Annotated in this window: 22 protein-coding genes, 4 tRNA genes and 2 pseudogenes; 9 read left to right on the top strand and 19 right to left on the bottom strand. The window is 71.7% G+C overall.

The genetic code is table 11. The annotated features are described in order from the left end of the window. Positions 1–37: 37 nt before the first annotated feature. The 12 genes and pseudogenes from KRR39_RS06250 to KRR39_RS06195 form a co-directional block, all read right to left on the bottom strand. Positions 38–802, bottom strand: a complete 765-nt coding sequence (locus KRR39_RS06250; protein ID WP_216941219.1) for a YebC/PmpR family DNA-binding transcriptional regulator — start codon at positions 800–802, stop codon at positions 38–40. An 18-nt stretch (positions 803–820) separates the two neighbouring features. Then, positions 821–1,438 carry a pyridoxal 5'-phosphate synthase glutaminase subunit PdxT gene (pdxT, locus tag KRR39_RS06245; RefSeq protein WP_216941218.1) on the bottom strand — a complete coding sequence of 206 codons (618 nt, stop codon included), beginning with the start codon at positions 1,436–1,438 and terminating at the stop codon, positions 821–823. A gap of 9 nt (positions 1,439–1,447) precedes the next feature. Continuing rightward, complete coding sequence (pdxS, locus tag KRR39_RS06240; RefSeq protein WP_216941217.1) at positions 1,448–2,359, bottom strand: pyridoxal 5'-phosphate synthase lyase subunit PdxS; 912 nt, start codon at positions 2,357–2,359, stop codon at positions 1,448–1,450. A 101-nt stretch (positions 2,360–2,460) separates the two neighbouring features. Beyond that, positions 2,461–3,000, bottom strand: coding sequence for a hypothetical protein (locus KRR39_RS06235; RefSeq protein WP_216941216.1), 540 nt, complete (start codon positions 2,998–3,000; stop codon positions 2,461–2,463). After that, a complete protein-coding gene (locus tag KRR39_RS06230) occupies positions 3,000–4,103 on the bottom strand; it encodes a glycosyltransferase family 4 protein (protein WP_216941215.1) in 1,104 nt (367 codons plus the stop codon). The genes KRR39_RS06235 and KRR39_RS06230 overlap by 1 nt, the downstream gene beginning before the upstream one ends. After that, positions 4,100–5,035 carry a phosphatidylinositol mannoside acyltransferase gene (locus KRR39_RS06225; protein WP_216941214.1) on the bottom strand — a complete coding sequence of 312 codons (936 nt, stop codon included), beginning with the start codon at positions 5,033–5,035 and terminating at the stop codon, positions 4,100–4,102. Before KRR39_RS06225 ends, KRR39_RS06230 begins: the two co-directional genes overlap by 4 nt. Beyond that, a pseudogene (gene pgsA / locus KRR39_RS06220) lies at positions 5,035–5,644 on the bottom strand (phosphatidylinositol phosphate synthase). The gene KRR39_RS06225 and the pseudogene pgsA overlap by 1 nt, the downstream one beginning before the upstream one ends. Before the next feature lie 50 nt (positions 5,645–5,694). Beyond that, on the bottom strand, positions 5,695–6,192 hold the full coding sequence (locus KRR39_RS06215; protein WP_216941213.1) for a VOC family protein: 498 nt from the start codon (positions 6,190–6,192) through the stop codon (positions 5,695–5,697). 43 nt (positions 6,193–6,235) lie between these two features. Next, the gene (locus KRR39_RS06210; RefSeq protein ID WP_216941212.1) at positions 6,236–6,775 is read right to left on the bottom strand and encodes an HIT family protein; all 540 of its coding nucleotides are present in this window, start codon (positions 6,773–6,775) and stop codon (positions 6,236–6,238) included. 52 nt (positions 6,776–6,827) lie between these two features. Next, positions 6,828–8,816, bottom strand: a complete 1,989-nt coding sequence (thrS, locus tag KRR39_RS06205; protein WP_216941211.1) for a threonine--tRNA ligase — start codon at positions 8,814–8,816, stop codon at positions 6,828–6,830. A gap of 173 nt (positions 8,817–8,989) precedes the next feature. Then, positions 8,990–10,156, bottom strand: a complete 1,167-nt coding sequence (locus tag KRR39_RS06200) for a hypothetical protein (protein WP_216941210.1) — start codon at positions 10,154–10,156, stop codon at positions 8,990–8,992. 237 nt (positions 10,157–10,393) lie between these two features. Further along, positions 10,394–10,465, bottom strand: a tRNA-Val gene (locus KRR39_RS06195). 293 nt (positions 10,466–10,758) lie between these two features. Here KRR39_RS06195 and KRR39_RS06190 point away from each other — a divergent pair. Then, a complete protein-coding gene (locus KRR39_RS06190; protein WP_216941209.1) occupies positions 10,759–11,187 on the top strand; it encodes an SsgA family sporulation/cell division regulator in 429 nt (142 codons plus the stop codon). A gap of 59 nt (positions 11,188–11,246) precedes the next feature. Further along, a complete protein-coding gene (locus KRR39_RS06185; RefSeq protein ID WP_216941208.1) occupies positions 11,247–11,804 on the top strand; it encodes a CGNR zinc finger domain-containing protein in 558 nt (185 codons plus the stop codon). Between the two features lie 4 nt (positions 11,805–11,808). On the opposite strand, the gene KRR39_RS06180 is transcribed toward KRR39_RS06185, so the two are convergent. After that, complete coding sequence (locus tag KRR39_RS06180; RefSeq protein ID WP_216941207.1) at positions 11,809–12,630, bottom strand: aminotransferase class IV; 822 nt, start codon at positions 12,628–12,630, stop codon at positions 11,809–11,811. A 135-nt stretch (positions 12,631–12,765) separates the two neighbouring features. Here KRR39_RS06180 and KRR39_RS06175 point away from each other — a divergent pair. From KRR39_RS06175 to KRR39_RS06160, 4 genes are all read left to right on the top strand, one after another. Further along, positions 12,766–12,838: transfer RNA gene (locus KRR39_RS06175), tRNA-Gly, on the top strand. A 26-nt stretch (positions 12,839–12,864) separates the two neighbouring features. Further along, positions 12,865–12,935: transfer RNA gene (locus KRR39_RS06170), tRNA-Cys, on the top strand. 42 nt (positions 12,936–12,977) lie between these two features. Continuing rightward, positions 12,978–13,052, top strand: a tRNA-Val gene (locus KRR39_RS06165). 179 nt (positions 13,053–13,231) lie between these two features. Next, complete coding sequence (locus KRR39_RS06160; protein ID WP_216941206.1) at positions 13,232–14,809, top strand: multicopper oxidase family protein; 1,578 nt, start codon at positions 13,232–13,234, stop codon at positions 14,807–14,809. A gap of 533 nt (positions 14,810–15,342) precedes the next feature. Here the strand turns inward: KRR39_RS06160 and KRR39_RS06155 are convergent. Further along, on the bottom strand, positions 15,343–15,990 hold the full coding sequence (locus KRR39_RS06155) for a PAS and ANTAR domain-containing protein (protein WP_216941205.1): 648 nt from the start codon (positions 15,988–15,990) through the stop codon (positions 15,343–15,345). 257 nt (positions 15,991–16,247) lie between these two features. Beyond that, entirely contained in the window at positions 16,248–16,520 is a 273-nt protein-coding gene (locus KRR39_RS06150) for a hypothetical protein (RefSeq protein WP_216941204.1), read from the bottom strand. 186 nt (positions 16,521–16,706) lie between these two features. Here KRR39_RS06150 and KRR39_RS06145 point away from each other — a divergent pair, with 186 nt between their 5' ends. Beyond that, a complete protein-coding gene (locus KRR39_RS06145) occupies positions 16,707–17,048 on the top strand; it encodes an STAS domain-containing protein (protein ID WP_216941203.1) in 342 nt (113 codons plus the stop codon). A 164-nt stretch (positions 17,049–17,212) separates the two neighbouring features. Further along, a complete protein-coding gene (locus KRR39_RS06140) occupies positions 17,213–17,560 on the top strand; it encodes an STAS domain-containing protein (protein WP_216941202.1) in 348 nt (115 codons plus the stop codon). A 6-nt stretch (positions 17,561–17,566) separates the two neighbouring features. On the opposite strand, the gene KRR39_RS06135 is transcribed toward KRR39_RS06140, so the two are convergent. From KRR39_RS06135 to KRR39_RS06120, 4 genes and pseudogenes are all read right to left on the bottom strand, one after another. Beyond that, positions 17,567–18,655 carry a potassium channel family protein gene (locus tag KRR39_RS06135; protein ID WP_216941201.1) on the bottom strand — a complete coding sequence of 363 codons (1,089 nt, stop codon included), beginning with the start codon at positions 18,653–18,655 and terminating at the stop codon, positions 17,567–17,569. Between the two features lie 30 nt (positions 18,656–18,685). Further along, the gene (locus tag KRR39_RS06130) at positions 18,686–19,042 is read right to left on the bottom strand and encodes a hypothetical protein (protein ID WP_216941200.1); all 357 of its coding nucleotides are present in this window, start codon (positions 19,040–19,042) and stop codon (positions 18,686–18,688) included. A gap of 11 nt (positions 19,043–19,053) precedes the next feature. Next, positions 19,054–19,976: pseudogene (gene rsgA / locus KRR39_RS06125) on the bottom strand (ribosome small subunit-dependent GTPase A). Positions 19,977–20,178: 202 nt separating this feature from the next. Further along, on the bottom strand, positions 20,179–21,225 hold the full coding sequence (locus tag KRR39_RS06120; RefSeq protein ID WP_216941199.1) for a YihY/virulence factor BrkB family protein: 1,047 nt from the start codon (positions 21,223–21,225) through the stop codon (positions 20,179–20,181). A gap of 17 nt (positions 21,226–21,242) precedes the next feature. Between KRR39_RS06120 and KRR39_RS06115 the strand changes: the two genes are divergently transcribed. Next, positions 21,243–22,877 carry an acyl-CoA dehydrogenase family protein gene (locus KRR39_RS06115; protein WP_216941198.1) on the top strand — a complete coding sequence of 545 codons (1,635 nt, stop codon included), beginning with the start codon at positions 21,243–21,245 and terminating at the stop codon, positions 22,875–22,877. Positions 22,878–22,885: the final 8 nt, after the last annotated feature.

Raw genomic sequence — 22,885 nt, 5'->3', positions numbered from 1 at the left:
CATCCGGCGTACGACACTCCCCGACGGCGCGGCAGGCTCAGGCGTCGAGGGACTCCAGGACCTCGTCGCTCACGTCGAAGTTCGCGAAGACGTTCTGCACGTCGTCGAGGTCCTCGAGCGCCTCGACGAGCCGGAACACCTTGGCGGCGCCGTCCTTGTCGAGCTCGACCTGCATGGAGGGGACGAACGAGGCGTCGGCGGAGTCGTAGTCCACCCCGGCCGCCTGCAGCGCGGTGCGCACCGCGACCAGGTCGGTGGCCTCGCTGATCACCTCGAAGGAGTCACCGTGGTCGTTGACCTCCTCGGCGCCGGCGTCCAGCGTCGCCTCGAGGACGTCGTCCTCGGTGACCGCCTGGGGGTCCTGCTGCTGGGGCACCACGACGACGCCCTTGCGGTTGAACAGGTAGGACACGGATCCCGGGTCGGCCAGCGACCCGCCGTTGCGGGTCATCGCCATGCGGACCTCCATGGCGGCCCGGTTCTTGTTGTCGGTGAGGCACTCGATCAGCAGCGCGACGCCGTTGGGGCCGTAGCCCTCGTACATGATCGTCTGGTAGTCCGCGCCGCCGGCCTCGGCACCCGAGCCGCGCTTGACCGCCCGGTCGATGTTGTCGTTGGGGACCGACGACTTCTTGGCCTTCTGGACGGCGTCGAAGAGCGTGGGGTTGCCGGCGAGGTCTCCCCCGCCCATCCGCGCGGCGACCTCGATGTTCTTGATCAGCTTCGCGAACATCTTGCCGCGACGGGCGTCGACGACGGCCTTCTTGTGCTTGGTCGTCGCCCATTTGGAGTGGCCAGACATGAGGTGGACCTCAACCTTTCAGCGTGGGGCTCGCGTCCCGGCGCCGCGCACCTGGTCCACGAACAGCTGGTGGAACCGGTGGTCGCCGGTGATCTCGGGGTGGAACGACGTGGCGAGGAGGTTCGCCTGCCGGACCGCCACGATCCTACCCATGGCCGCTCCCGAGGACACCGTGGCGACGACCCGCACGTCCCGGCCGACCTTCTCCACCCAGGGCGCCCGGATGAACATCGCGTGGAAGCCCTCGTCGAGGCCCTCCACGTCGAGGTCGGCCTCGAAGGAGTCGACCTGCCGGCCGAACGCGTTGCGCCGCACGACGACGTCGAGACCGCCGAGCGTCTCCTGGTCGGCGGTGCCGCCCTCGATGCGGTCGGCCAGCATGATCATCCCGGCGCAGGTGCCGAACGCGGGCAGCCCGTCGCGCAGCGCGGCCCGGAGCGGGTCGAACAGGTCGAAGGCGCGCGCCAGCTTGTCCATCGTGGTCGACTCGCCGCCGGGCACCACGATGCCGTCGAGCGCGTCGAGCTCCGTGGGGCGGCGCACCTTGACCGCACGCGCGCCGCTGCGCTCCAGCATCGTCAGGTGCTCGCGGACGTCCCCCTGCAGCGCGAAGACCCCGATGACCGGTGTGCTCAAGGAGACGACCTACCAGCCGCGCTCGGCGAGCCGGTGCGGCTGCGGGATCTCGTCGACGTTGATGCCGACCATCGCCTCGCCGAGGCCGCGGGACACCTTGGCGACGACGTCCGGGTCGTCGAAGAACGTGGTGGCCTTGACGATCGCCTCGGCGCGCTGGGCCGGGTTGCCGGACTTGAAGATGCCGGAGCCGACGAACACGCCCTCGGCGCCGAGCTGCATCATCATCGCGGCGTCGGCGGGGGTGGCGATGCCGCCGGCGGTGAACAGCACGACCGGCAGCTTGCCGGCCTCCGCGACCTCGCGGACCAGGGCGTACGGCGCCTGGAGCTCCTTGGCCGCGACGTACAGCTCGTCCTTCTCCATGCCGTGCAGCCGGCGCAGCTCGGCACGGATGGTGCGCATGTGGGTGACCGCGTTGGACACGTCGCCGGTGCCGGCCTCGCCCTTGGAGCGGATCATCGCCGCCCCCTCGGTGATCCGGCGCAGCGCCTCGCCGAGGTTGGTCGCGCCGCACACGAACGGCACCGTGAACGCCAGCTTGTCGATGTGGTTCGCGTAGTCGGCCGGGGTGAGCACCTCGGACTCGTCGATGTAGTCCACCCCGAGGCTCTGCAGCACCTGCGCCTCGGCGAAGTGCCCGATCCGGGCCTTGGCCATCACCGGGATGGACACGGCCTCGATGATGCTCTCGATCATGTCCGGGTCGCTCATCCGGGAGACGCCGCCCTGGGCGCGGATGTCGGCGGGGACCCGCTCGAGCGCCATCACGGCGACCGCGCCGGCGTCCTCGGCGATCTTGGCCTGCTCGGCGGTGACCACGTCCATGATCACGCCGCCCTTGAGCATCTCGGCCATGCCGCGCTTCACGCCGGCGGTGCCGGTGCCGGTCGTGCCGTTCTCGGTGCTGGGGTTCGTCACTGTCAGACCTTCTACGTTGCCGGGTGGGCGCGGTCGGCCCACCCGAAAGAGTGGTGGATGCCACCAGCCTACGGCCCGGGGCGCCCGGGCCCCCATCCGGATCAGTCCGCGCGCAGCCCCGGCGGGGGTACGTCGTCCAGGTCGACGGCGCGCAGGTCGGCGGCCCGTCCCGCGAGGTGCAGCCAGCGCACCCGGCGGCGGGAGCGCAGCGCCCGCGCCGAGACCACCACGTCGTTGTGGAACCGCCGGGCGAGCTCCACCCGGGCGCAGTCGCGCGCGAGCTCGTCGACCAGCGGCGCGACGGCGGGGTCGTCGCGCAGGGCCTGGACCGCGGGCCCGTCGGCGAACACCGCCCGCAGCGCCTGGGACAGCGCCGACTCGGCCGTCTCGAAGTCCTCGAGCCCGGCGTTGCGGGCCTGCGAGGCGGCGTCGAGCAGCACCAGCCGGCTGGCCGGGTCGAGCACCTCCGAGGAGGCCAGCTCGAGCGTGGCCCCGGACCGGCGCAGCAGCTGGGCGTCCAGGGTCGCCCGGGCCACGTCGATGCGGTGGTGCATCCGGTCCAGCCGGTTCGCGGTCCAGCTCAGCCACAGCCCGCCGGCGACGAGGACCGCGACCACCAGCAGCAGCCACCAGGGCGCCATCACACGCCGCCCGCGACGACGGTCTCGTAGACGCGCAGGATCTGTCCGGCCACCGAGGACCAGTCGTAGCGACGGACGGCGGTCCGGGCGGCGGCGTCCAGCGCGGCCCGTCGCGCGGGGTCGTCGAGCAGCGCGGCGAGCCCGGCGGCCAGGTCGTCGACGTCCCCGGAGGCGAACAGCACGCCCGCGGTGTCCTCGACGACCCGCCGGAAGGCCGGGATGTCGCTGGCCAGCACCGTGGCACCGGCCGCCATCGCCTCGACCAGGATGATCCCGAAGCTCTCGCCGCCGGTGTTCGGCGCGACGTAGACGTCCGCGGTGCGCAGGGCGGCGGCCTTGTCCTCGTCGGAGGCGCGGCCGAGGAAGGTCACCTGGTCGCGCACGGCCTCCGGGAGCAGCGCCCGGGCCTCGTCCACGTCGCCGCCGCCGACGACCAGCAACCGGAGGCCGGGGCGCTCGGCGGCCAGCCGGGCGAACGCCCGGCTCAGCAGCGGGAACCCCTTGCGCGGCTCCCCGAACCGGCCCACGAACGCCACCGTGCCCTGGGACCCGCGCCACTCCTCCCGCGGCTCGGCGTGCGCGAAGCGGTCGACGTACAGGCCGTTGGGGATCACCACCGGCTCGCCGCCGACGTGGCTGACCTGGGTGCCGCGGGAGTACTCCGAGACCGCGATCCGGGCGCTGATCTTCTCCAGCGACGGCCGCAGGATCGCCGCGGACGCGGAGAGCGCGCGGGAGCGGTCGTTCGAGGAGTGGTACGTCGCGACGACCGGGCACTCGGCCTGCCACAGCGCGAGCAGCGACAGGCTGGGGGTGGCCGGCTCGTGCAGGTGCAGGACGTCGAACGCGCCGTCGTGCAGCCAGCGCCGGGTGCGCGCCGCGACCACCGGCCCGAACGACATCCGCGCCACCGAGCCGTTGTAGGGCACCGCCACCGCGCGACCGGCCGGCACGACGTACGGCGGCAGGCCGTCGCTCTCGCTGGGCGCCAGCACCGAGACGTCGTGGCCGAGCGCGATCAACGCCTCGGCGAGGTCCTTGACGTGGTTCTGCACGCCTCCGGGCACGTCGAGGGAGTAGGGGCAGACGATGCCGACCTTCACCGGCCCGGGTCCAGGTCCTCGACGAACACCTTCTGCATCATGTGCCAGTCCTGGGGGTGCTCGCGCAGGCCCGCGGTGAACGCGTCCGCGACGCCCTGCATCATGGCCACCAGGCCCGCGTCGCCGTCGGCGTGCGGCACCGGCGGCGAGAACGTGATCGTCATCTCGTCGCCGGTGTAGTGCAGGGTCACCGGCAGCAGCGGCGCACCGGTCCGCCGGGCCAGCAGCGCCGGTCCCCGCGGCATCCGGGCGCGGGCTCCGCACAGGTCGACCTCGACGCTGGTGCGGGACAGGTCGCGGTCGGCCAGCAGGCACACCAGTCCCCCGTCGCGCACCCAGGCCTCCAGCCGCGGCAGCGTCGCCTCCCCGCCGGTCAGCGGCAGGATCTCCATGCCCAGCGTGGTGCGGAAGGCCACGAACTCGTCGTACAGCCGCTCCGGCTCGAGCCGCTCGGCCACCGTCACCAGCGGCATCCCGGTGGCGCACGCCCACGCCCCGGCCCAGTCCCAGTTGGCCATGTGCGGCAGGGGTACGACGGCCCCGCGGCCCTGCGCGTAGGCGTCGCGCAGGTGGTGCTCGCCGCGGGTCCGCGTCCGTCGTACGACGTCCTCGATCGGCCACGCGGGGAGCCGGAACGACTCGCACCAGTAGCGCAGGTAGGACCGGACCGCCTCGTGGGTCAGCGCGTCGAGTTCGTCGTCGGCCAGGTCGGGGCGGACCCGGTGCAGGTTGGCGCGCAGCCGGTGCACGCCCGTGCCGTCCCGCCGGAAGATCTCGTCGGCGATCCGCCGGAACACCGCGAGCGCCGCCCGCTCCGGCAGCAGCCGCACGAGCCGCCAGCCGGACAGGTAGCCGACCGTGGTGACCTGGTCGCCGGCGGCCGACGCGGCGCGCGAGGCCCCCCGCAGCAGGCCCGAGGGACGCCCGGCCATCAGACCGCTTCTTTGGCCTGGTCCCGGACCATCAGCATCCGCTGCACCACGGTGACGGTGCTCGCGACGGCGAGCGCACCCAGCGTGACCGGGATGAGGACGGGCAGGTCGAAGATGTCGGAGAGCCCGGTCATCACCAGGATCGCGACCAGCCGGTCGGCGCGCTCGGCGATGCCGCCCTTGGCCTGCATGCCGAGCGACTCGGCGCGGGCCCGGGCGTAGGACGTCACCGAGCCCATCACCAGGCAGTACATCGCCAGCGCCATCAGCGGCTCGGAGTCCCCGGGGCCGACGTAGTAGAACGCCAGCCCGGCGAAGATCGCGGCGTCCCCGAACCGGTCCAGCGTGGAGTCCAGGAAGGCGCCCCACTTGGACGAGGTGCCGCTGAGCCGGGCCATGTGCCCGTCCACGAGGTCGGAGAACACGAAGGCGGTGATCACCAGCACCCCGATCAGCAGCTTCCCCCTGGGGGAAGAACACCAGGGCGCCGGCGCAGACGCCGACCGTCCCGACGATGGTCACGGCGTCGGGGCTGATGCCCAGGCGCAGGAACAGCCGGGCTACGGGCGAGAAGACCTTCGTCCAGAAGGCGCGGAAACGTTCCATCATGGCGAGAGAAGGCTAGCGGCTGGCGCGCCCGCCCCCGACCACGCCGTGGCTCAGAGGACCTTCAGCCCGTACATCTCGCCGAGCGGGTCGGCGATCAGCTCCAGCCGCGCGCCGTCGGGGTCGCGGAAGTAGATCGACGTGCCGCTCTCCACCTCGTGCTCCACGCCGGCCTCCTCGAGCCGCTCGCGCAGCGCGCCCCAGAGCTCGGGGTCCACCGAGATCGCCAGGTGGTGCAGACCGCCGAGCACCTCGGCGTACGCGCCCAGGTCGAGGCCGGGCAGGTCGAAGAACGCCAGCAGGTTGCCGTGCCCGATGTCGAAGAAGAAGTGGCTCGACCCGGCGTAGTCCCGGTTCTCCACGATCTCGGTGAGCGGGAACCCGAGCACGTCCTGGTAGAAGCGCACGGTGCGCTCGACGTCGGAGCACAGCAGCGCGGTGTGGTGCAGGCCGCGGGCCGTCGAGGCGGGCCGCCGGTCGAGCGGGACGAGGTACGCCTCGCGGATCCGCGCACGTTCCTGGGCCAGGGCGTCGAGGTCGATCTTGGTCACGCTGCGCTCCTGCAGGTCGGTGATCGTTGAACCATACGCTCGGTCAGTCGCCCCACGCCTTGGCCAGCAGGTCCCGGGTGTCGGTGAGCAGCTGGGGCAGAGTGCGGGTCCGGCCGATGATCGGCATGAAGTTCTGGTCGCCGCCCCACCGGGGTACGACGTGCTGGTGCAGGTGCGCGGCGATGCCGGCGCCGGCGACCGAGCCCTGGTTCATGCCGATGTTGAAGCCGTGCGCACCGCTGACCCGCTTGATCGTGCGCATCGCGGTCTTGGTGAACGCCGCCACCTCGGCCGTCTCCGCCGCGTCCAGGTCGGGGTAGTCCGCCACGTGCCGGTAGGGGCAGACCATCACGTGCCCGGGGGTGTACGGGTAGAGGTTGAGCACCACGAACGTCGCCTCGCCGCGGTGCACGACCAGGCCCTCGGCGTCCTCCAGGGTCGGGATCCGGCAGAACGGGCACTCCCCCGACGACGCGTCGGCCGGCTTGTTCTCGCCCTTGATGTAGGCCATCCGGTGCGGGGTCCACAGCCGGTCGAGGTCGTCGGCCTCCCCCGCGCCGTCCTGGGTGAAGGACTCGCTCATCCGGGGCCCCTGCGGGAAGCGGAGCGCAGCGAGCATTCTCGTGGGGTGGTTTTCACACTTGGACCCGGGACTGCACGGCCTCGACGACCCGGGCAATGGCGTCCTCCACCGAGACGCCGTTCTCCTGGTGCCCGTCGCGGTAGCGGAAGCTGACCGCGCCGGCCTCCACGTCGTTGTCGCCGGCGATCAGCATGAACGGCACCTTCTGCAGCTGTGCGTTGCGGATCTTCTTCTGCATCCGGTCGTCGGACTCGTCGACCTCCACGCGGATCCCCTGCTTCGCGAGCCGGGCGGCGACGTCGTACAGGTAGTCGTTGTGCCGCTCCGCGATCGGGATCGCCTGCACCTGCACCGGGGCGAGCCAGGGCGGGAAGGCGCCGGCGTAGTGCTCGACGAGCACCCCGATGAACCGCTCGATCGAGCCGAACTTCGCGGAGTGGATCATCACCGGCTGCTGGCGGGTGCCGTCGGCGGCCTGGTACTCCAGGTCGAAGCCCTTGGGCTGGTTGAAGTCGTACTGGATGGTCGACATCTGCCAGGTGCGGCCGATCGCGTCCCGGGTCTGCACTGAGATCTTCGGACCGTAGTAGGCGGCGCCGCCCGGGTCCGGGACCAGCTCGAGGCCGGAGTCGGTGGCCACCTTCTCCAGCACGGCGGTCGCCTCCGCCCAGTCCTCGTCGGAGCCGACGAACTTGTCGGAGGTGTCGTCCCGGGTGGACAGCTCGAGGTAGAAGTCGTCGAGCCCGAAGTCCTTGAGCAGGCTCAGCACGAAGTCCAGCAGGTGCTTGATCTCGCCGGGTGCCTGCTCGGCGGTCACGTAGGAGTGCGAGTCGTCCTGGGTCATCCCGCGGACCCGGGTCAGGCCGTGCACGACGCCGGACTTCTCGAACCGGTAGACCGAGCCGAACTCGAACAGCCGCAGCGGCAGCTCGCGGTAGGACCGCCCGCGCGAGCGGAAGATCAGGTTGTGCATCGGGCAGTTCATCGCCTTGAGGTAGTAGCTGCTGCCCTCCATCTCCATGGGCGGGAACATGCCGTCGGCGTAGTACGGCAGGTGCCCGGAGAGGTGGAACAGCCCCTCCTTGGAGATGTGCGGCGTCCCGACGTAGGAGAACCCCTCCTCGATGTGCCGCCGGCGGACGTAGTCCTCCATCTCGCGCTTGACCACGCCGCCCTTCGGGTGGAAGACCGGCAGCCCGGAGCCGAGCTCGTCGGGGAAGGAGTAGAGGTCCAGGTCCCGGCCGAGCTTGCGGTGGTCGCGGCGCTCGGCCTCCTCGATCCGGTGCAGGTGCGCCTCGAGCGCCTCCTTGGACTCCCAGGCGGTGCCGTAGACCCGCTGCAGCTGCTTGTTCCTCTCGTCGCCGCGCCAGTACGCCGCGGCGGACCGCATCAGCTTGAACGCCGGGATCCGCTTGGTGGTCGGCAGGTGCGGGCCGCGGCAGAGGTCGCGCCAGGCCAGCGACCCGTCGCGCTTGAGGTTGTCGTAGATGGTCAGCTCGGCGCCGCCCACCTCGACGCCCGCGCCCTCCGCGGCGTCGGCCACGTCGGAGGAGCCGCCCTTGAGGCCGATCAGCTCGAGCTTGTAGGGCTCCTCGGCCAGCTCACGGATCGCGTCCCCGTCGGAGACCGGCCGCCGGGAGAACTTCTGGCCCTCCTTGACGATCTTGCGCATCCGCGACTCGATCTTCTCGAGGTCCTCCGGGACGAACGGGGTGGGCACGTCGAAGTCGTAGTAGAAGCCGTCGGTGATCGGCGGTCCGATGCCGAGCTTCGCCTCCGGGAAGAGCTCCTGGACCGCCTGGGCCATCACGTGGGCGGTGGAGTGCCGCAGGATGTCGCGGCCGTCGGGCGAGTCGATCGCCACGCCCTCGACCTCGTCGCCGTCCGCGAGCTCGTGGGCCAGGTCGCGCAGCTCGCCCCCGACCCGTGCGGCGATCACCTGCGGGTCGTCGGCGAAGAGCTCCCACGCCTTGGTGCCCGTCGTCACCGCGCGCTCGCCGGACTCGGCTGCGTTCAGGACGGTGACGTTGATGTCGGACACGGGACTCGACTCCTCTGGGACGGTGGGGCCGCCCGTCGTACACGGGCGGCGAGGTGGACGGTGCGATCGTATCCGCGGTGCCCGGTCCGGTGCGCCCGGGTTTCGGCGGGGCACCCGGACATGACGAACGGCCGCCCCTGACGGAGACGGCCTCGACCGGAGCCCGTTGGCTGTCAGATCGCCGCGCGACCGGCAAAGCCAGCGTTCGCTCGCCCCTCCCCCAACAGATCCGGGGTGTCGCGGGGCAGCACCAGAGAGACGAGTCCGAGGATGAGCCATGTGCCGTTGTAGGCGATCGTCTCGTAGCTCGCAACCGCGGCAACGACGCCGCCTGGAAGTCGGGTGACCGCGAGCGCCGCGATCATCGCCGCCAACGTGATCGACACCGCACTCCACACGTCGGCCCAGTACCGCACGCGAGCGGATCGCCAGGCCAACACAGCCAGTGTAGCCACGGCGACCAGCCACGGCCCCACGGAGACACCGCCGCTGGTCGCTTTCCCGACACCTGCTGCGAACGGACCGGAAAGGTAGGTCTGAGCATCGAAAGCGAGCGGGCCGAAGCAGAGCGCAGCAGTAGTGGCGCCGGCGACGTACATCCACCCGAATGCACGTCGGATCCCAAACTCCCTGACGAAGAAGACGGCAATGGGCACCACCGCCACCCACAGAGTGAACCGGTACGAAAGGGACACGCCAAACATCAGTGCGGAAGCCCACTCCGCAGGTCGTCGCCCTCGGCGCAACGCCCCGAGACCCCACCACGACGTCAGCAGCACGGCCACGCCCACAATCCAGTTGTCACTCTGGTTCGGAAGCCAGAGGCGAGTGTGCGGCGAGAACAGGAAGAGCACGGACACAGCCAGGGTTGCGTGGACGCCAGCAGTGCGGAAGAGAACGAACACCAGGAGGGCCATCCATACGAGGGGCTGTGCGTAGACATCACCGCTGACGAGCACGAAGGGAGCGGCCAGCAGGTATCCGCCGAGCATCGGGGACAGGGGGTTCCCGAACCGTGTCGTGACCTCCCACGGGTTGTCCAGGTGAGCGAGCTGGCGGACGCCGAGCTCGAGCGCTTCGGCGTTGTCGGATCCGGGACCATAGATGGGCTGCCAGAGGATGTACCAAGCAGCGAAGAGCTCAACGACCACGGCGAGGGCCAGCAACGCCGTGCGAGCGCCCAACCGGCGCCTCGACATCGCCGCCGCCCACACGGCCAGCACCGCGACCACCGACGTCAGAACGAGCAGGGACAGACTGAGCACCCACTCCTGGGTCCCGTGCTCGTGCCACACCACTACGCCCGAACTCGCCCCGACGAAGAGGACCCAGGCAGCCACCGCCTCCTTCTTGCTCCAGACACGTTGAACCCTTTTGCTGGGTGAGACCGACATCTGTTCCCCCCGTTCCGAGCGGCAACTGTCTCCCCTGTCTCAGGCGGCGAGATCGCTGACGAGCCGTAGCCTGATCCTGCACCAAGCAGACCGGACCACACCCCCGGCTGGATGCGACCTGGGCTGCTCACCCGGACATGACGAACGGCCGCCCCTGACGGAGACGGCCGCGGTGCTGAAGGGTGGGCGATACTGGGCTCGAACCAGTGACCTCTTCGGTGTGAACGAAGCGCGCTACCACTGCGCCAATCGCCCCTCCACGACCACGGACGTGCCGGTGGTCGGTGCGCCGGAAAGACTAGCGCATGGCTCCCGGGTCGCCGCTGCGCGGGGTGGCTGTCACCGGCGTCACACCGGCCGACCGGTCTGGTCAAGTGGTGGATTTGGCGGCAAAGCCGGACACTTCCCCGCCCTGACCCGGGACGGCCGAAAAAAACTCACAGCAATCTGTTTCGTTTCCCGTCATACGGCCAACCCAAGACCGTCTCCTTGTCACGTCCGAGGGGACGACCTGGGAGGAAGGCCAAAAAGCCATGATGGACTTTTCGATGAACACCGCACCACTCACCCTGACGCAGTCGCTGAGCCTCGACCTGATCGACCAGACCGGGGCAGTGACCCCGATCGACGCCGAGCTCCACTACGACCCGCGCGACCCGTACGCCGTCACGACCGTCTTCATCACCGGGACGACCACCGTCCGCTGGACGTTCGGTCGCCAGCTGCTCAGCGACGGCCTCTACGAGCCGTCTGGTGACGGCGACGTCCACGTCTGGCCGTGCCTGGACGCCGAGGGTCGAGCCGTCGTGATCATCGAGCTCTGCTCACCGGACGGCGAGGCGCTCGTGCAGGCCCGCACCACCGACCTCAGCTCGTTCGTCGACCGCATGGCGCGCGCCGTCAAGCCGGGCGAGGAGTCCACGCACGTCGACGTGGAGGCCACCATCGCGGCGATCTTCGCGGCCGAGGCCGCCTGAGCGACCCCTGGCCGTGTGGCAGTGTTGGCTGGGAGGACCAACACGACAGGGGGTCACCGGTGCTGTTCAGCCACGACACGGAGCGCTCGCTCGCGTGCATCGTCGACCTGGTCAACTCCGCGCCCTCGACCGGGACCGGCGAGCTCCTCGGCGACCTCGACGCGCTCCGGAGGCTCGTGGTGCGGCACGACGTCAGCGACGTCGGCGAGCTGACCACCCGTGACCTCCGGGGCGTGCAGGCGCTGCGCGAGCTGGTGGCCGCCGTGTTCGACGCGGCCGACGACCGGTCCGCCGCGCAGGCCGTGAACACCCTGGTGTCCCAGGCCACCGTCATGCCGCGGCTGACGGACCACGACGGCTACGACTGGCACGTCCACTACTTCACCCCCGGCGCCTCCCTGGCCGACCACCTCAGCGTCGACTGCGGGATGGCCCTGGCCCACGTCGTCGCCTCCGGGGAGCGCGAGCGGCTGCGCCGGTGCGAGGCACCCGACTGCGAGCAGGTCCTCGTCGACCTCTCCCGCAACCGCTCCAAGCGCTACTGCGACGCGCGCACCTGCGGCAACCGCCTGCACGTCGCGGCCTACCGCGAGCGGCAGCGCGCCGCCGTGTCCTGACCGGTCACGGGTCGACGTCGGCGGCCTCGCGGGCCGCCCAGACCTCCTGGCACGCCCGGGTGACCGGTCCCGGCCCAACGAGCTCCCGGTCGTCGCAGCGGGTCACGGCCTGCACGTCGCGCGTGGTGGAGACGAGGAAGACCTCCTCGGCCGCGGCGAGCACCTCGACCGGCTCGTCGACCTGCCGGGCGCCGTACCACTCCAGGAGCAGCTCCCGGCTGATCCCGGCCAGGCAGCCGGCCGCCAGCGTCGGGGTGCGCAGCTCGCCGTCGACGACGTAGAAGACGTTCGACCCGGTGCCCTCGCACAGGTGCCCGGCGGTGTTCGCGAACACCGCCTCGGTGGCGCCCCGCTCGGCGGCGTACGCCAGGGCCACGACGTTCTCGGCGTACGACGTGGTCTTCAGCCCGGCCAGCGCGCCGCGCTCGTTGCGCGGCCACGGCACGGTGACGACCGACGTGGCCGCGGGCGCCGGCTTGAGGGTGTCGGCGACGACGACCAGGGTGGGCGGGCTGTCCCCGCGCCCGGAGCCCAGCGGTGCCACGCCCCCGGTGTAGGTGATCCGCAGCCGCCCCAGCGGCAGGTGCTCGGCCGCCAGCACCGCCCCGACGCCCGCGTGTACGTCGACCGGGTCGAACGCCGGCAGGCCCAGACCGGCGGCGGACCGGCCGAGCCGGCGCAGGTGCCGGGTCAGCGCGAACGGCTGCCCGTCGACCACCTTGACGGCCTCGAAGACCCCGTCCCCCACGGTCATCCCGTGGTCGCTCACCGTGATCGCGGGAGCGTGCGGATCGTCGAGGAGTCGGCCGTTCACCCAGGCGTGCATGCGCCGAGCCTAGGGCTGCGTGCTGCGACGACCGGACCGGGAACACGCCTGAATGCACCCGAATTTGTCATCTGCTCGTTGTCCTATAAAGTTCTGACCGCACGCCGGGTTCGGGTTTCCGAACCGGGTGGTCATGCGGACGTAGCTCAGTTGGTAGAGCGCAACCTTGCCAAGGTTGAGGTCGCGAGTTCGAGTCTCGTCGTCCGCTCGGAGAAGATGGTCAGCAGCCTCCGTGGTGGAGTGGCCGAGAGGCGAGGCAACGGACTGCAAATCCGTCTACACGGGTTCAAATCCCGTCTCCACCTCGATGACTCGGACTCCACTCCGGTGGAGTCCCGGGTTGTTACGGGCGATTGGCGCAGTGGTAGCGCGCTTCCTTGACACGGAAGAGGTCACTGGTTCAAACCCAGTATCGCCCACCAGAGAACCGCAGGTCAGAGCCCCTTTCGAGGGGCTCTTTCCTTTTCCCTGCCCGGCCCCGACGGGCTCTTGCCGCGGTCGGACGCGCTAGCCGGAAGTGGCCCGGGCGGTGCCTGTCGCGTCCCCCCCGAGCCGGGCCTACGGTGACGGGAGATCGGAAACCAAGACCGAGGGGTTCCTGATGCGTCCACCGTGGTTCAAGCTCGGCGAGATCGCCGTCGTCCTCGTCCTCGTCGCCGCCGCGGGGCTGGCGATGACCCGCCAGGACCCGTCCTCCGCGACCCGGAGCTCCGCCGGGACGGGCGTCCCCCCGGTCCCGACGACCTTCCCGGCCGAGCAGTACCGGCCGTACGCTCCCCCACCGGTGATCCGCTCCGTGCACGGTCTGCTGGAGACGACCTTCACGGTCCGGCCGAAGACCTTCCGCGTGGCGGGGAAGCGGGTGCGAGGGCTCACCTACCAGGGCGGGTTCATGGGGCCGACGCTCCGGGTGCGGCCCGGTGACACCGTGCGGATCCACCTCCGCAACGAGCTCGGGGAGCCCACCAACCTGCACAGCCACGGGATGTACGTCTCCCCGATCGGGATCTCGGACAACGTGCTGCGCACCATGAAGGCGCACAGCGACAACGACTTCGTCCTCAAGCTGCCGCGCATCGTCGACCCGGGCACCTACTGGTACCACACCCACCTGCACGGGCTGGTCGAGGAGCAGGTCTTCGCGGGGCTGTCCGGGGTGCTGATCGTCGAGGGCCTCCAGCAGCGGCTGCCGCAGCCGCTGCGCGACGTCCCCGACCGGCTCCTGGCCCTCAAGGACCTGCAGGTGAAGCGGGGCGCCATCGTGCGGCACGGCATCGACTCCGACGCGCCGACGACCCGGACCGTGAACGGTCAGGTGGATCCGGTGCTGCAGGTGCGCACGAACCGGACCGAGCTGCTGCGGCTGGCGAACATCGGCGCCGACATCTGGTACCGGCTGCGGCTCGCCGGTGCACAGTTCCACGTGATCGCCGAGGACGCGAACCCGGTGGCCCAGGTCTGGACGGCCGACCAGCTCGTGCTGCCGCCCGGCAAGCGGTACGACGTCCTGGTCCGGTGGCCCAGGACCGGCACCTTCGCCCTGCGCACCCTGAGGTACAGCACCGGGCCGGCCGGCGACGACTACCCGGCGCGGCGGCTGGCGACCTTCGAGGTCCACGGCTCCCCGGTCGCCGACGTCGCCTGGCCGACGACGCTGGGCCCCGTCTCGCCGCTGGCCACCGACCGCGTCGACCGGACCCGGCACCTGGTGTTCAGCGAGAACCCGAGGACCAACCAGTTCTTCATCAACGGCAGGCAGTTCGACGCCCAGCACGTGAACTACGTGGCGAAGCTGGGCACGACCGAGGAGTGGGTGATCCGGAACACCTCGCGCGAGGAGCACCCCTTCCACATCCACGTGAACGACTTCGAGGTCATGTCGGTCAACGGCACGCCCTACCAGGCGCGCAGCGAGCAGGACGTCGTAGCTCTGCCGTCCCGCGGAGTGGTGCGGATCCGCATGCACTTCACGCGCTTCGTGGGAGCCACCGTCTTCCACTGCCACATCCTGGCCCACGAGGACGGCGGGATGATGGGCATCATCGACATCACCCGCTCGGGCAGGCCCTCGGCCGCCACCGCCAGGTCGCTGCGGGCGATGAACGCGGCGATGCTGGCGCAGCACTCGACCGACATGAGCGACGACCCCGGCCACGGGATGGCGATGCCGTCGCACTGAGCCGGCACTACCGGGCCCGGACGTGGAAACAGGACCGGTCTCGGGTCCGGTCCTGCTCCAGGAAGAGTCTGCCAGCGACGCGGCTCCGCAGAAATAGTCCGGATGGGCTATCAGGTCCGCTCATCCGGAGCCGATAGGACAGCTGCCCCCCCAGCCGCGTCGTCCGCCCCCCGATGACCGGCTCCGGCCCCGGTCCAGCCTCCCAGGCGCGGACCGGGGCCATTTTTCGTGGCGCGGCCGCCTGCCGGGCGTACGCTCGGGAGGTCACCGCATCCGGACCCCGTGCGGGGGCATCGGCCGCAGCGCCGTTGCCGGCCCGTGTCGAGGTCCGGGGTTGAGCAGACAGCCCGCATGTCGGGCGCGGGCCGGCCCCCCTCCCCGAGAGTTGTCCAGACAAGGCTTCCGCAGCGGCCCGCGCGGGTAGACCGTGCCTACGGAGGGTTCACGCAGCTGCCCCTCCCAGGAGCGCCCCGTCTCAATCCCCCAGGTCCGGCGGGGCGCTCCGTCTGCCCCGGCGCTGCGGGCCGTCCCGGTCAGTCGACGTCGAAGATCTGCAGCACCTTGCGCAGGAAGCCCTCGTCGGGACGCCCGTCCTTGGCGACGAGCTCGACGAGCCGGTCGGCGAGGTCGCGGACCTTCACGTTGTGGTCCTGGGAGTAGGCGCGCAGCAGCGCGAAGGACTCGTCCGCGTCCACCCCGTGTGCCAGCATCAGCACGCCCTTGGCCTGCTCGATCACCGCGCGGTGGTCCAGCGCGCCCGCCAGCGCCTCCTGCACGTCGTCCCGGCTGGCGTCCCGCCGCGCGTCGGTGAGGTCCACCAGGTAGCCCTGCACCTGGACGATCGAGCCGTCGTCACCGGGCTCCCCGTGGCCGGCGAGCAGGACCGTGCGGTCCCGGCCGTCGCCGTCGACGATCTGGGTGTGGAAGCTGAACGGCTCCCCGGTGTCGAACGCGGACTGCACCGCGTCGATGCCCCGGTCCATGCCGTCGGGGCGCAGGTGCGAGGCCAGCACGGACGGGGACGCCCGGACCTCTCCCGGCTCGAAGCCGAGGATCCGGAAGAAGGTGTCCGACCACCACCAGGCGTCGTCGCCGACCGAGTAGGAGTAGCGGCCGATGCGCTGCGGCCGCCCCACACCCAGCGTCTCGGCGGTGGCCCTCTGCCCGCTCGCCATCGTCATCCCCTGCATCTCGTTGCTGCACGGCCCCCGGCCCGCGTGCTCGAGCCGACAGGAAAGATACCGCGACCGTCGCGGGACGGGTAACCGTCCCGTCGCACAGGCAGGACCCCTCCTACGGTCACGAGCACCGCAGGAAGGGTCCGCCCTTCTCGAACGCGGCGCACGGAGCCAGCTGCTTGACCCCACGACGATGCCGCGTCCCGAGGGCGTGCCCAGAGAGCGGGGAATCATTCACCCGGCCGCACGGCCATCCGCCCTCACAGCGGCGTGAGCAGCGTGGCGGCGACCCACTCCTCGACGAGCACCCACCGGTCGGGACGGGCAGCGGCGACGTACACCACGCGCCCCTCCCAGCCCCCGGCGGCCTGTCGCCACTCGACCAGCAGTCCCGGCCGCTTCACCCCGTGGCCGTCCAGTGCGTCGGCGACCCAGCAGTGCCGCGCCGGGCAGTCGTCGTACGTCGATCGGGCCGGCCGGACCCGTTCGGACATCGGGATGCCGCGCCGCCCACCCATGCCGCCTGCCGCCATGGGCACCAGCATGGCACGTTTGCGAACAGGTGTTCGACTCGCACCCGGACGGATGTATCACCGCCCGCACCGCCCGGTTCCGCTAGGCTGGTACACCGCGCGGTCACTGCCGCGGCGCCGGGTCAAACAGTCGGTCCGGACATCGAACAGACGAGCCACCGCTCGCCGAACGAGGAACTCACCTTCATGCTTCTGCGCGTTGACATCGAGGATCGCGCCGACCACGCGGTCGTCACGGCCGCCGGCGAGATCGACGCAGCCACCGCGGACACCGTCGCCGACGCCGTCACCGGCGCCCTGGCCGACGGCTACCAGCAGGTCCTGCTCGACTTCGCGCGGGTGACCTTCATCGACTCCACCGGCCTCGGGGTGCTGGTCAAGTCCCACCGGGCCGCCGAGACCATGGGCGCCCGGTTCGCGGTGGTGCACCCCACGCCGCAGACCCGCAAGCTGATCCGGGTGCTCGGCCTCGACCAGCTGCTGCACATCTACGACACCCACGAGCAGGCGCTCGCCGACCGCGGCTGACGGACACCCGTGGATGTGATGGACAACACATCCGCCCGGGCGTAGCGTCACCGGCGCCGGGCACGGAGCGACCGCCATCGGGGCGGCCCCGTCCCGGAGACGCACGACATCGAGTCTCCCCGGTCAAGCAGCGGCCCGGACCCTCGGGAATCGCGGGTGCGGCCATGCCGTCGCAGGGGCAGCAGCCCACACAGGATCCCTACTTCTCCCTCGACATGCGCCGCTGTCCCGACGGTGACGCGGTCGAGGTGCTGCTCACCGGCGCGCTCGACGAGCGCACGGTCGAGCACCTGGCCGACGGCCTGACGTGGGTGGTCGCGCACATGCCGCAGCGCGACGTGGTGGTCGACCTCGCCGGGATCTGCCGGTTCGAGCCCTGTGGCGTCGGGCCGCTGCTGCGGGTGCGCGGCGACCTCCGGGCGTGCGGACGGACGCTCGCGGTCCGCGCCGAGCCGGCGGGCGCCCGGCCGCTGCTGGCCACCGCCGGGCTGCTCGACGCCCCGGCCGGCTGAGGACGCTCAGTCGTCCTCGTCGGAGAGTGCCTCGCCGTGGGTGCCCGGGCGGGGCGCCCACGGCAGCTCCTGCGCCGGGCGTACGACGACCAGGCGGTCGCCGCGGGCCAGCTGGGTGACGGTCGGGTCGAAGTAGCGGTGCACCACCCCGTCGCGGACCACCGCGATCACCTGGTCCGGCAGGGACTGCGGCTGCTTGCCGACCTCCTGCACGAGCAGGTCGCGCTCGGCCACCTCGAGGCCCTCGCCGTAGGTCAGCAGGTCCTCCATCACGCTGCCCAGCGTCGGGCTCAGGGAGGACAGGCCGAGGAGCCGGCCCACTGCGTCGGAGGAGGTGATCACCGAGTCCGCGCCGCTCTGCCGGACCAGCTGGACGTTGTCGGACTCGCGGACCGCGGCCACGACGTAGGTGTCCGGGTTGAGCTGCCGGACGTTCAGGGTGGCCAGCACCGTCGAGTCGTCGCGGTCGGTCGTGATGATGACCTGCTTGGCCTCCGCCACGCCCGCCCGGCGCAGCACCTCGCGGCGGGTGGCGTCGCCGGTCACCACGGCGAGCCCGTCGGCGTGCGCCTCGCCGAGCGCGGTGCTGCTCGGGTCCACGACGACGATCCGCTCCCGGTCGACCCCGTTGCTGACCAGGGTCTCGACGGCGCTGCGGCCCTTCGTGCCGTAGCCGATGATGATGACGTGGTCGTCCATGGTCTTCCTCCAACGGGAGATCCGGAAGCTCTCGCGTCCCTGGGTGGCCAGCACCTCGAGCGTCGTACCGATCAGCAGCACCAGGAAGCCGATGCGCAGCGGCGTGAGGACGAAGGCGTTGATGAGCCGGGTGTGCGGCAGGACCGGCGCGATGTCGCCGTAGCCGGTGGTGCTCAGCGTGACGGTCGTGTAGTAGATCGCGTCGACCAGGTCGACGTGCCGCGTCGGGTCCGCGTTGTCGCGGTAGCCGGCCCGGTCGAAGTACACCAGCGCGACGGTGAAGCCGAGGAGCCCCAGCGCCAGCAGGATGCGGCGGGAGAGCTCCCAGACCGGCGACCGGGTGATCGCCGGGAGGCGGACCCGCCCACGGCTCACGTCGTCGACGGTGTCAGGCACGGTCAGAACCTACGGCACGCGGTCGTCCGCTCACCGCAGGACGTCGCCGTAGATCACGGTGACCGGCCCGTCCCCGCCCGCGGAGTCCCCGCTCCCGCCGGCGCTGACGGTCACGAAGCGGAACCGCTCCCCCGCGCTCGGCGTGCTGGAGGAGCCGGCGCGACGCCAGGTCCCGCACAGCCGGCCGTCCGCGTCGAGGCCGTCCTGGTCCTGCACGCCGTCGCCGCCGAGGCAGAGCCGGCCGGTGCCGGTGTCGTAGCTCGCGACGGTCGCGGTGGCCCGGCTGGCGGTCTCCGGACCGGCGAGGACGCCCACGAGGTAGCCGCCGAGCAGGCAGATCGCGCCGCCGGCGAGGGCCACCGGGGTGGGCAGGTTGACGTTTCCCATGACGCACCAACCTACTGGGCGGCCGGCGCGCCCCGACCGCGGGTCAGCGTTGGGTGCGGCCCTCCCCCGCCTCGCGGTCCCGCCGCTTGGACTCCTTGACCCGTTCGGCGCGCAGGCGTACGTCGGACCGGGAGGCGACCCAGCGCAGCTCGCGCTGCAGGTGCTGCCAGCTCTCGAACCGGCGCACCGGCAGCGTGCCGTCCTCCAGGGCGGCCGCGACCGCGCAGCCCGGCTCCCCCCTGGTGGGCGCAGTCGTTGAACCGGCACCGGGCGGCCAGCGCCTCGACGTCGGCGAACGTGTGCGCGACGCCCTCGGCGGCGTCGAACAGCCCGATGCCCCGCAGGCCGGGGGTGTCGATCACCGCGCCGCCGCCGGGCAGCGGCACCAGCTCGCGGCGCACGGACGTGTGCCGGCCCCGGCCGTCCTCGCGGATCGTGCGGGTGGTCAGCACCTCCGCGCCCACCAGCGCGTTCGTCAGCGAGGACTTGCCGTGCCCGGAGGACCCGAGCAGCGCCATCGTCAGCCGGCCCCCGAGTCGCCGGCGCAGCTCGTCGACCCCCGGCCGGAGACCACGCTAACCACCAGCACCTCGACGCCCGGAGCGGCCTCCGCCACGTCCTCGGCGACGAGGTCCGCGTCGCCGGCCAGGTCCGCCTTGCTGAGCACGACCAGTGGTCGCGCCCCGCTCTCCCAGGCCAGCGTGACCAGCCGCTCGACCTTGGCCAGGCCCGGCTCCGGGTGCAGCGCGACGACGACGGCGGCCACGTCGACGTTGGCGCACAGCACCTGGCCGTGGCTCTGCTCCCCTGCGGTCGCGCGCACGACCGCCGTACGCCGCGGGAGCAGGCGCTCCAGGGTCAACCGGTGGTCGGGCCACTCGCGCAGCACGCACCAGTCACCGGTGCAGGGTCCCTCGGTCGGGTCGGCCGCCATCCGGGCCAGCAGCGCGCCACCGACCCCCGCGCGGTGCGGGCCGGTCTCGGTGAGCACCGAGGCCAGGCCCCGGTCGACGCGCACCACCCGGCCGAGACGGGCGTCGGCGGCCGTGGCCCACCGGTCCATCTCGGGTTCGTAGCCGATCGTCTCCAGCACACCGGGAAATGTACGGCGGCCGGGCGGACCGCCGCACGCCATTTCAGGGCCTGGTCCGGGGCACCTGGATCGTCGGCTCGTCCCCGATGTCGGCCGCGTCGGGGAACCGGACCTGCTCCTCCTCGTTGCGCCGCAGCCGCGGGACCATCGCCTGCAGGCGCAGCCTGCGGACGATCTCCATCCGGGCCCGGGCGGTCTCCTTCTCGGGCCAGAGCCGGTCGAAGGCCGCGTTGAGGGCCGCCCCGATCAGCACCGCGATGGAGAGCAGGTAGAGCCAGAGCATCACCACGATCGGCGCTGCCAGCGGGCCGTAGATCGACGTGGACCCCTTCGCCGTACCGGTGAGCACCCAGCGCAGCAGGTAGGAGCCGAACACCCAGATCGTCATCGTCAGCGCGGCGCCGGGGAGGTTGAAGCGCCACGACGTCCGCACCGGCACCGACACGTGGTAGAGCGTGGCGAGGAAGCAGACCGACAGCACCACGACGATCGGCCAGTAGACCTCGTTGAGGAAGTTCAGCCGGTCCGGGATCACCCGGTCGACGAGCCGTGGCCCGGCCACCACCAGCGGCAGCGTGACGACGCCGGTGACCAGGCCCATGACGTAGAGGGAGAAGGACAGCACCCGGGTCTTCACGATGCCGCGGTGCCCGCCGAGGCCGTACATGATCGTGATGGTGTCCACGAAGACGTTCAGGGCGCGCGAGCCGGACCACAGCGCCAGGATGAAGCCGACCGAGACGACGTCGAAGCGGCCGCCCTTGAACACGTCGTTCAGCGTCGGCCGGACGATCGCGTCGACGGTCTGCGGGGTCAGCGCCCGCGAGCAGACCTCCAGGATCGAGCGGCGGACCTGCTCGACCTGCTCGGGGTTGATGCTGTCGAACACGTAGCCGATCGACCCGGCGAGCCCGAACAGCAGCGGCGGGAGGGACAGCAGCGCGAAGAAGGCGGCCTCCGCGGCGAGCCCGGTCACCCGGTTGCGGAAGCAGGTGCCGATGGTCGAGACGACCAGCCGCCACAGCGTGTCGCGCCACCGCACGAGACGGGTCGACGGCAGCGTGGGTGCGCTCTCCGTCTCCGCTGACATGGCCCTACGGTAACGACATGGACGCTGACATCCGGGCAAGCGCGAACCAGGCGCCGCCACTCGTCGACCACAACACCGTGACCTCCGACGCCGCCCTGGTGGACGCGGTCACCCGGCACGCCTCCGCCGACGTGCTGGCCGACCTCGCGGAGCTCGGCGCGGTGGCCAGCTCGGCCGAGGCCCGCGAGCACGGGAGGCTGGCGAACGCCCACGAGCCCGAGCTGGTGCCCTACGACCGCTACGGCAACCGCGTCGACGAGGTCCGGTTCCACCCGTCCTGGCACTGGCTGATGGAGCGGGGGGTCGGCTACGGCCTGCAGGCCGCGCCCTGGACCTCCGACGACCCGCACGCCCACCTCCGGCGGGCGGCCGGGTTCTTCGCCTGGTCCCAGACCGAGCCGGGCCACGGCTGCCCGATCTCCATGACGTACGCCGCGGTGCCGGCGTTGCGGGCCGACGACGCGATCGCCAAGGAGTGGACGCCCCGGCTCGCGTCGACGTCCTACGACTTCGGCCTGCGCCCGGTCGCGGACAAGGCCGGCGCGCTGGCCGGCATGGGGATGACCGAGAAGCAGGGCGGCTCGGACGTCCGGGCCAACGTGACCACCGCGACGCCGACGTCCGCCGACGGGGAGTACACCCTCGACGGGCACAAGTGGTTCACGTCCGCGCCCATGAACGACGTGTTCCTGGTGCTGGCCCAGGCCGCCGGCGGACTGAGCTGCTTCCTGGTGCCGCGCGTGCTCGACGACGGCAGCCGCAACCGCCTGGACGTCGTACGGCTGAAGGACAAGCTGGGCAACCGGTCGAACGCCTCCTCCGAGCTGGAGCTGCGGGGCACCTGGGCGCGGCGGCTCGGCGACGAGGGCCGGGGCGTCCGCACGATCATCGAGATGGTCGCCGCCACCCGGCTGGACTGCGTGCTGGGCTCGGCGTCGCTGATGCGCCGGGCCCTGGCCGAGGCGTCCTGGCACGTCGCGCACCGCTCGGCGTTCGGCGGCCTGCTCGGCGACAAGCCGTTGATGCAGAACGTCATCGCCGACCTGGCCGTCGAGTCCGAGGCCGCCACCGTGCTCGGCATGCGGCTGGCCGCCGCGGTCGACGACGCCGGGGACCCGCACGAGGCGGCGCTGCGCCGGATCGCGCTGCCGCTGGCGAAGTACTGGGTCTGCAAGCGCACCCCGATGATGGTCGCGGAGGCGCTGGAGTGCCTGGGCGGGAACGGCTACGTCGAGGAGTCGGGGATGCCGCTGCTGTTCCGCGAGTCGCCGCTGAACTCGGTATGGGAGGGCTCCGGAAACGTCAACGCCCTCGACGTGCTGCGCGCGCTGTCCCGCGAGCCCGAGGCGCTGAACGCCTGGATCGTCGAGGTCGGCCGGGCGAGCGGCGAGAACCCGCACCTGGACCGGGCGATCACCGCGGTCCTCGAGTCGCTGGCCGACACCTCCGAGATGGAGGTCGGCGCCCGCCGGCTGGCCGGGCAGATGGCCGCCTGCCTGCAGGGCGCCCTGCTCCTGCAGCACGCGCCCGCCGCCGTCGCCGACGCGTTCTGCGCCACCCGGCTCGGCACGGAGTACGGCGGCACGCTGGGCACGCTCCCCCGCGGCACCGACCTCGCGAGCATCGTCGCCCGGACCACCCCGCCCGCCTGACCCGGCGA

The organism is Nocardioides panacis (assembly GCF_019039255.1).
Classification (GTDB): domain Bacteria; phylum Actinomycetota; class Actinomycetes; order Propionibacteriales; family Nocardioidaceae; genus Nocardioides_B; species Nocardioides_B panacis.
Note: the sequence above shows the minus strand (reverse complement) of the source record. Positions and strands in the feature narration are given on the sequence as shown.

Bases quoted from the DNA above. Each gene is read 5' to 3' on its own strand.
- KRR39_RS06250 (WP_216941219.1), bottom strand. From the start codon at position 802: ATGTCTGGCCACTCCAAATGGGCGACGACCAAGCACAAGAAGGCCGTC.
- KRR39_RS06235 (WP_216941216.1), bottom strand. From the start codon at position 3,000: ATGGCGCCCTGGTGGCTGCTGCTGGTGGTCGCGGTCCTCGTCGCCGGC.
- KRR39_RS06225 (WP_216941214.1), bottom strand. From the start codon at position 5,035: ATGGCCGGGCGTCCCTCGGGCCTGCTGCGGGGGGCCTCGCGCGCCGCG.
- KRR39_RS06210 (WP_216941212.1), bottom strand. From the start codon at position 6,775: ATGAGCGAGTCCTTCACCCAGGACGGCGCGGGGGAGGCCGACGACCTC.
- KRR39_RS06190 (WP_216941209.1), top strand. From the start codon at position 10,759: ATGAACACCGCACCACTCACCCTGACGCAGTCGCTGAGCCTCGACCTG.
- KRR39_RS06180 (WP_216941207.1), bottom strand. From the start codon at position 12,630: ATGCACGCCTGGGTGAACGGCCGACTCCTCGACGATCCGCACGCTCCC.
- KRR39_RS06160 (WP_216941206.1), top strand. From the start codon at position 13,232: ATGCGTCCACCGTGGTTCAAGCTCGGCGAGATCGCCGTCGTCCTCGTC.
- KRR39_RS06155 (WP_216941205.1), bottom strand. From the start codon at position 15,990: ATGACGATGGCGAGCGGGCAGAGGGCCACCGCCGAGACGCTGGGTGTG.
- KRR39_RS06150 (WP_216941204.1), bottom strand. From the start codon at position 16,520: ATGGCGGCAGGCGGCATGGGTGGGCGGCGCGGCATCCCGATGTCCGAA.
- KRR39_RS06145 (WP_216941203.1), top strand. From the start codon at position 16,707: ATGCTTCTGCGCGTTGACATCGAGGATCGCGCCGACCACGCGGTCGTC.
- KRR39_RS06140 (WP_216941202.1), top strand. From the start codon at position 17,213: ATGCCGTCGCAGGGGCAGCAGCCCACACAGGATCCCTACTTCTCCCTC.
- KRR39_RS06130 (WP_216941200.1), bottom strand. From the start codon at position 19,042: ATGGGAAACGTCAACCTGCCCACCCCGGTGGCCCTCGCCGGCGGCGCG.
- KRR39_RS06120 (WP_216941199.1), bottom strand. From the start codon at position 21,225: ATGTCAGCGGAGACGGAGAGCGCACCCACGCTGCCGTCGACCCGTCTC.
- KRR39_RS06115 (WP_216941198.1), top strand. From the start codon at position 21,243: ATGGACGCTGACATCCGGGCAAGCGCGAACCAGGCGCCGCCACTCGTC.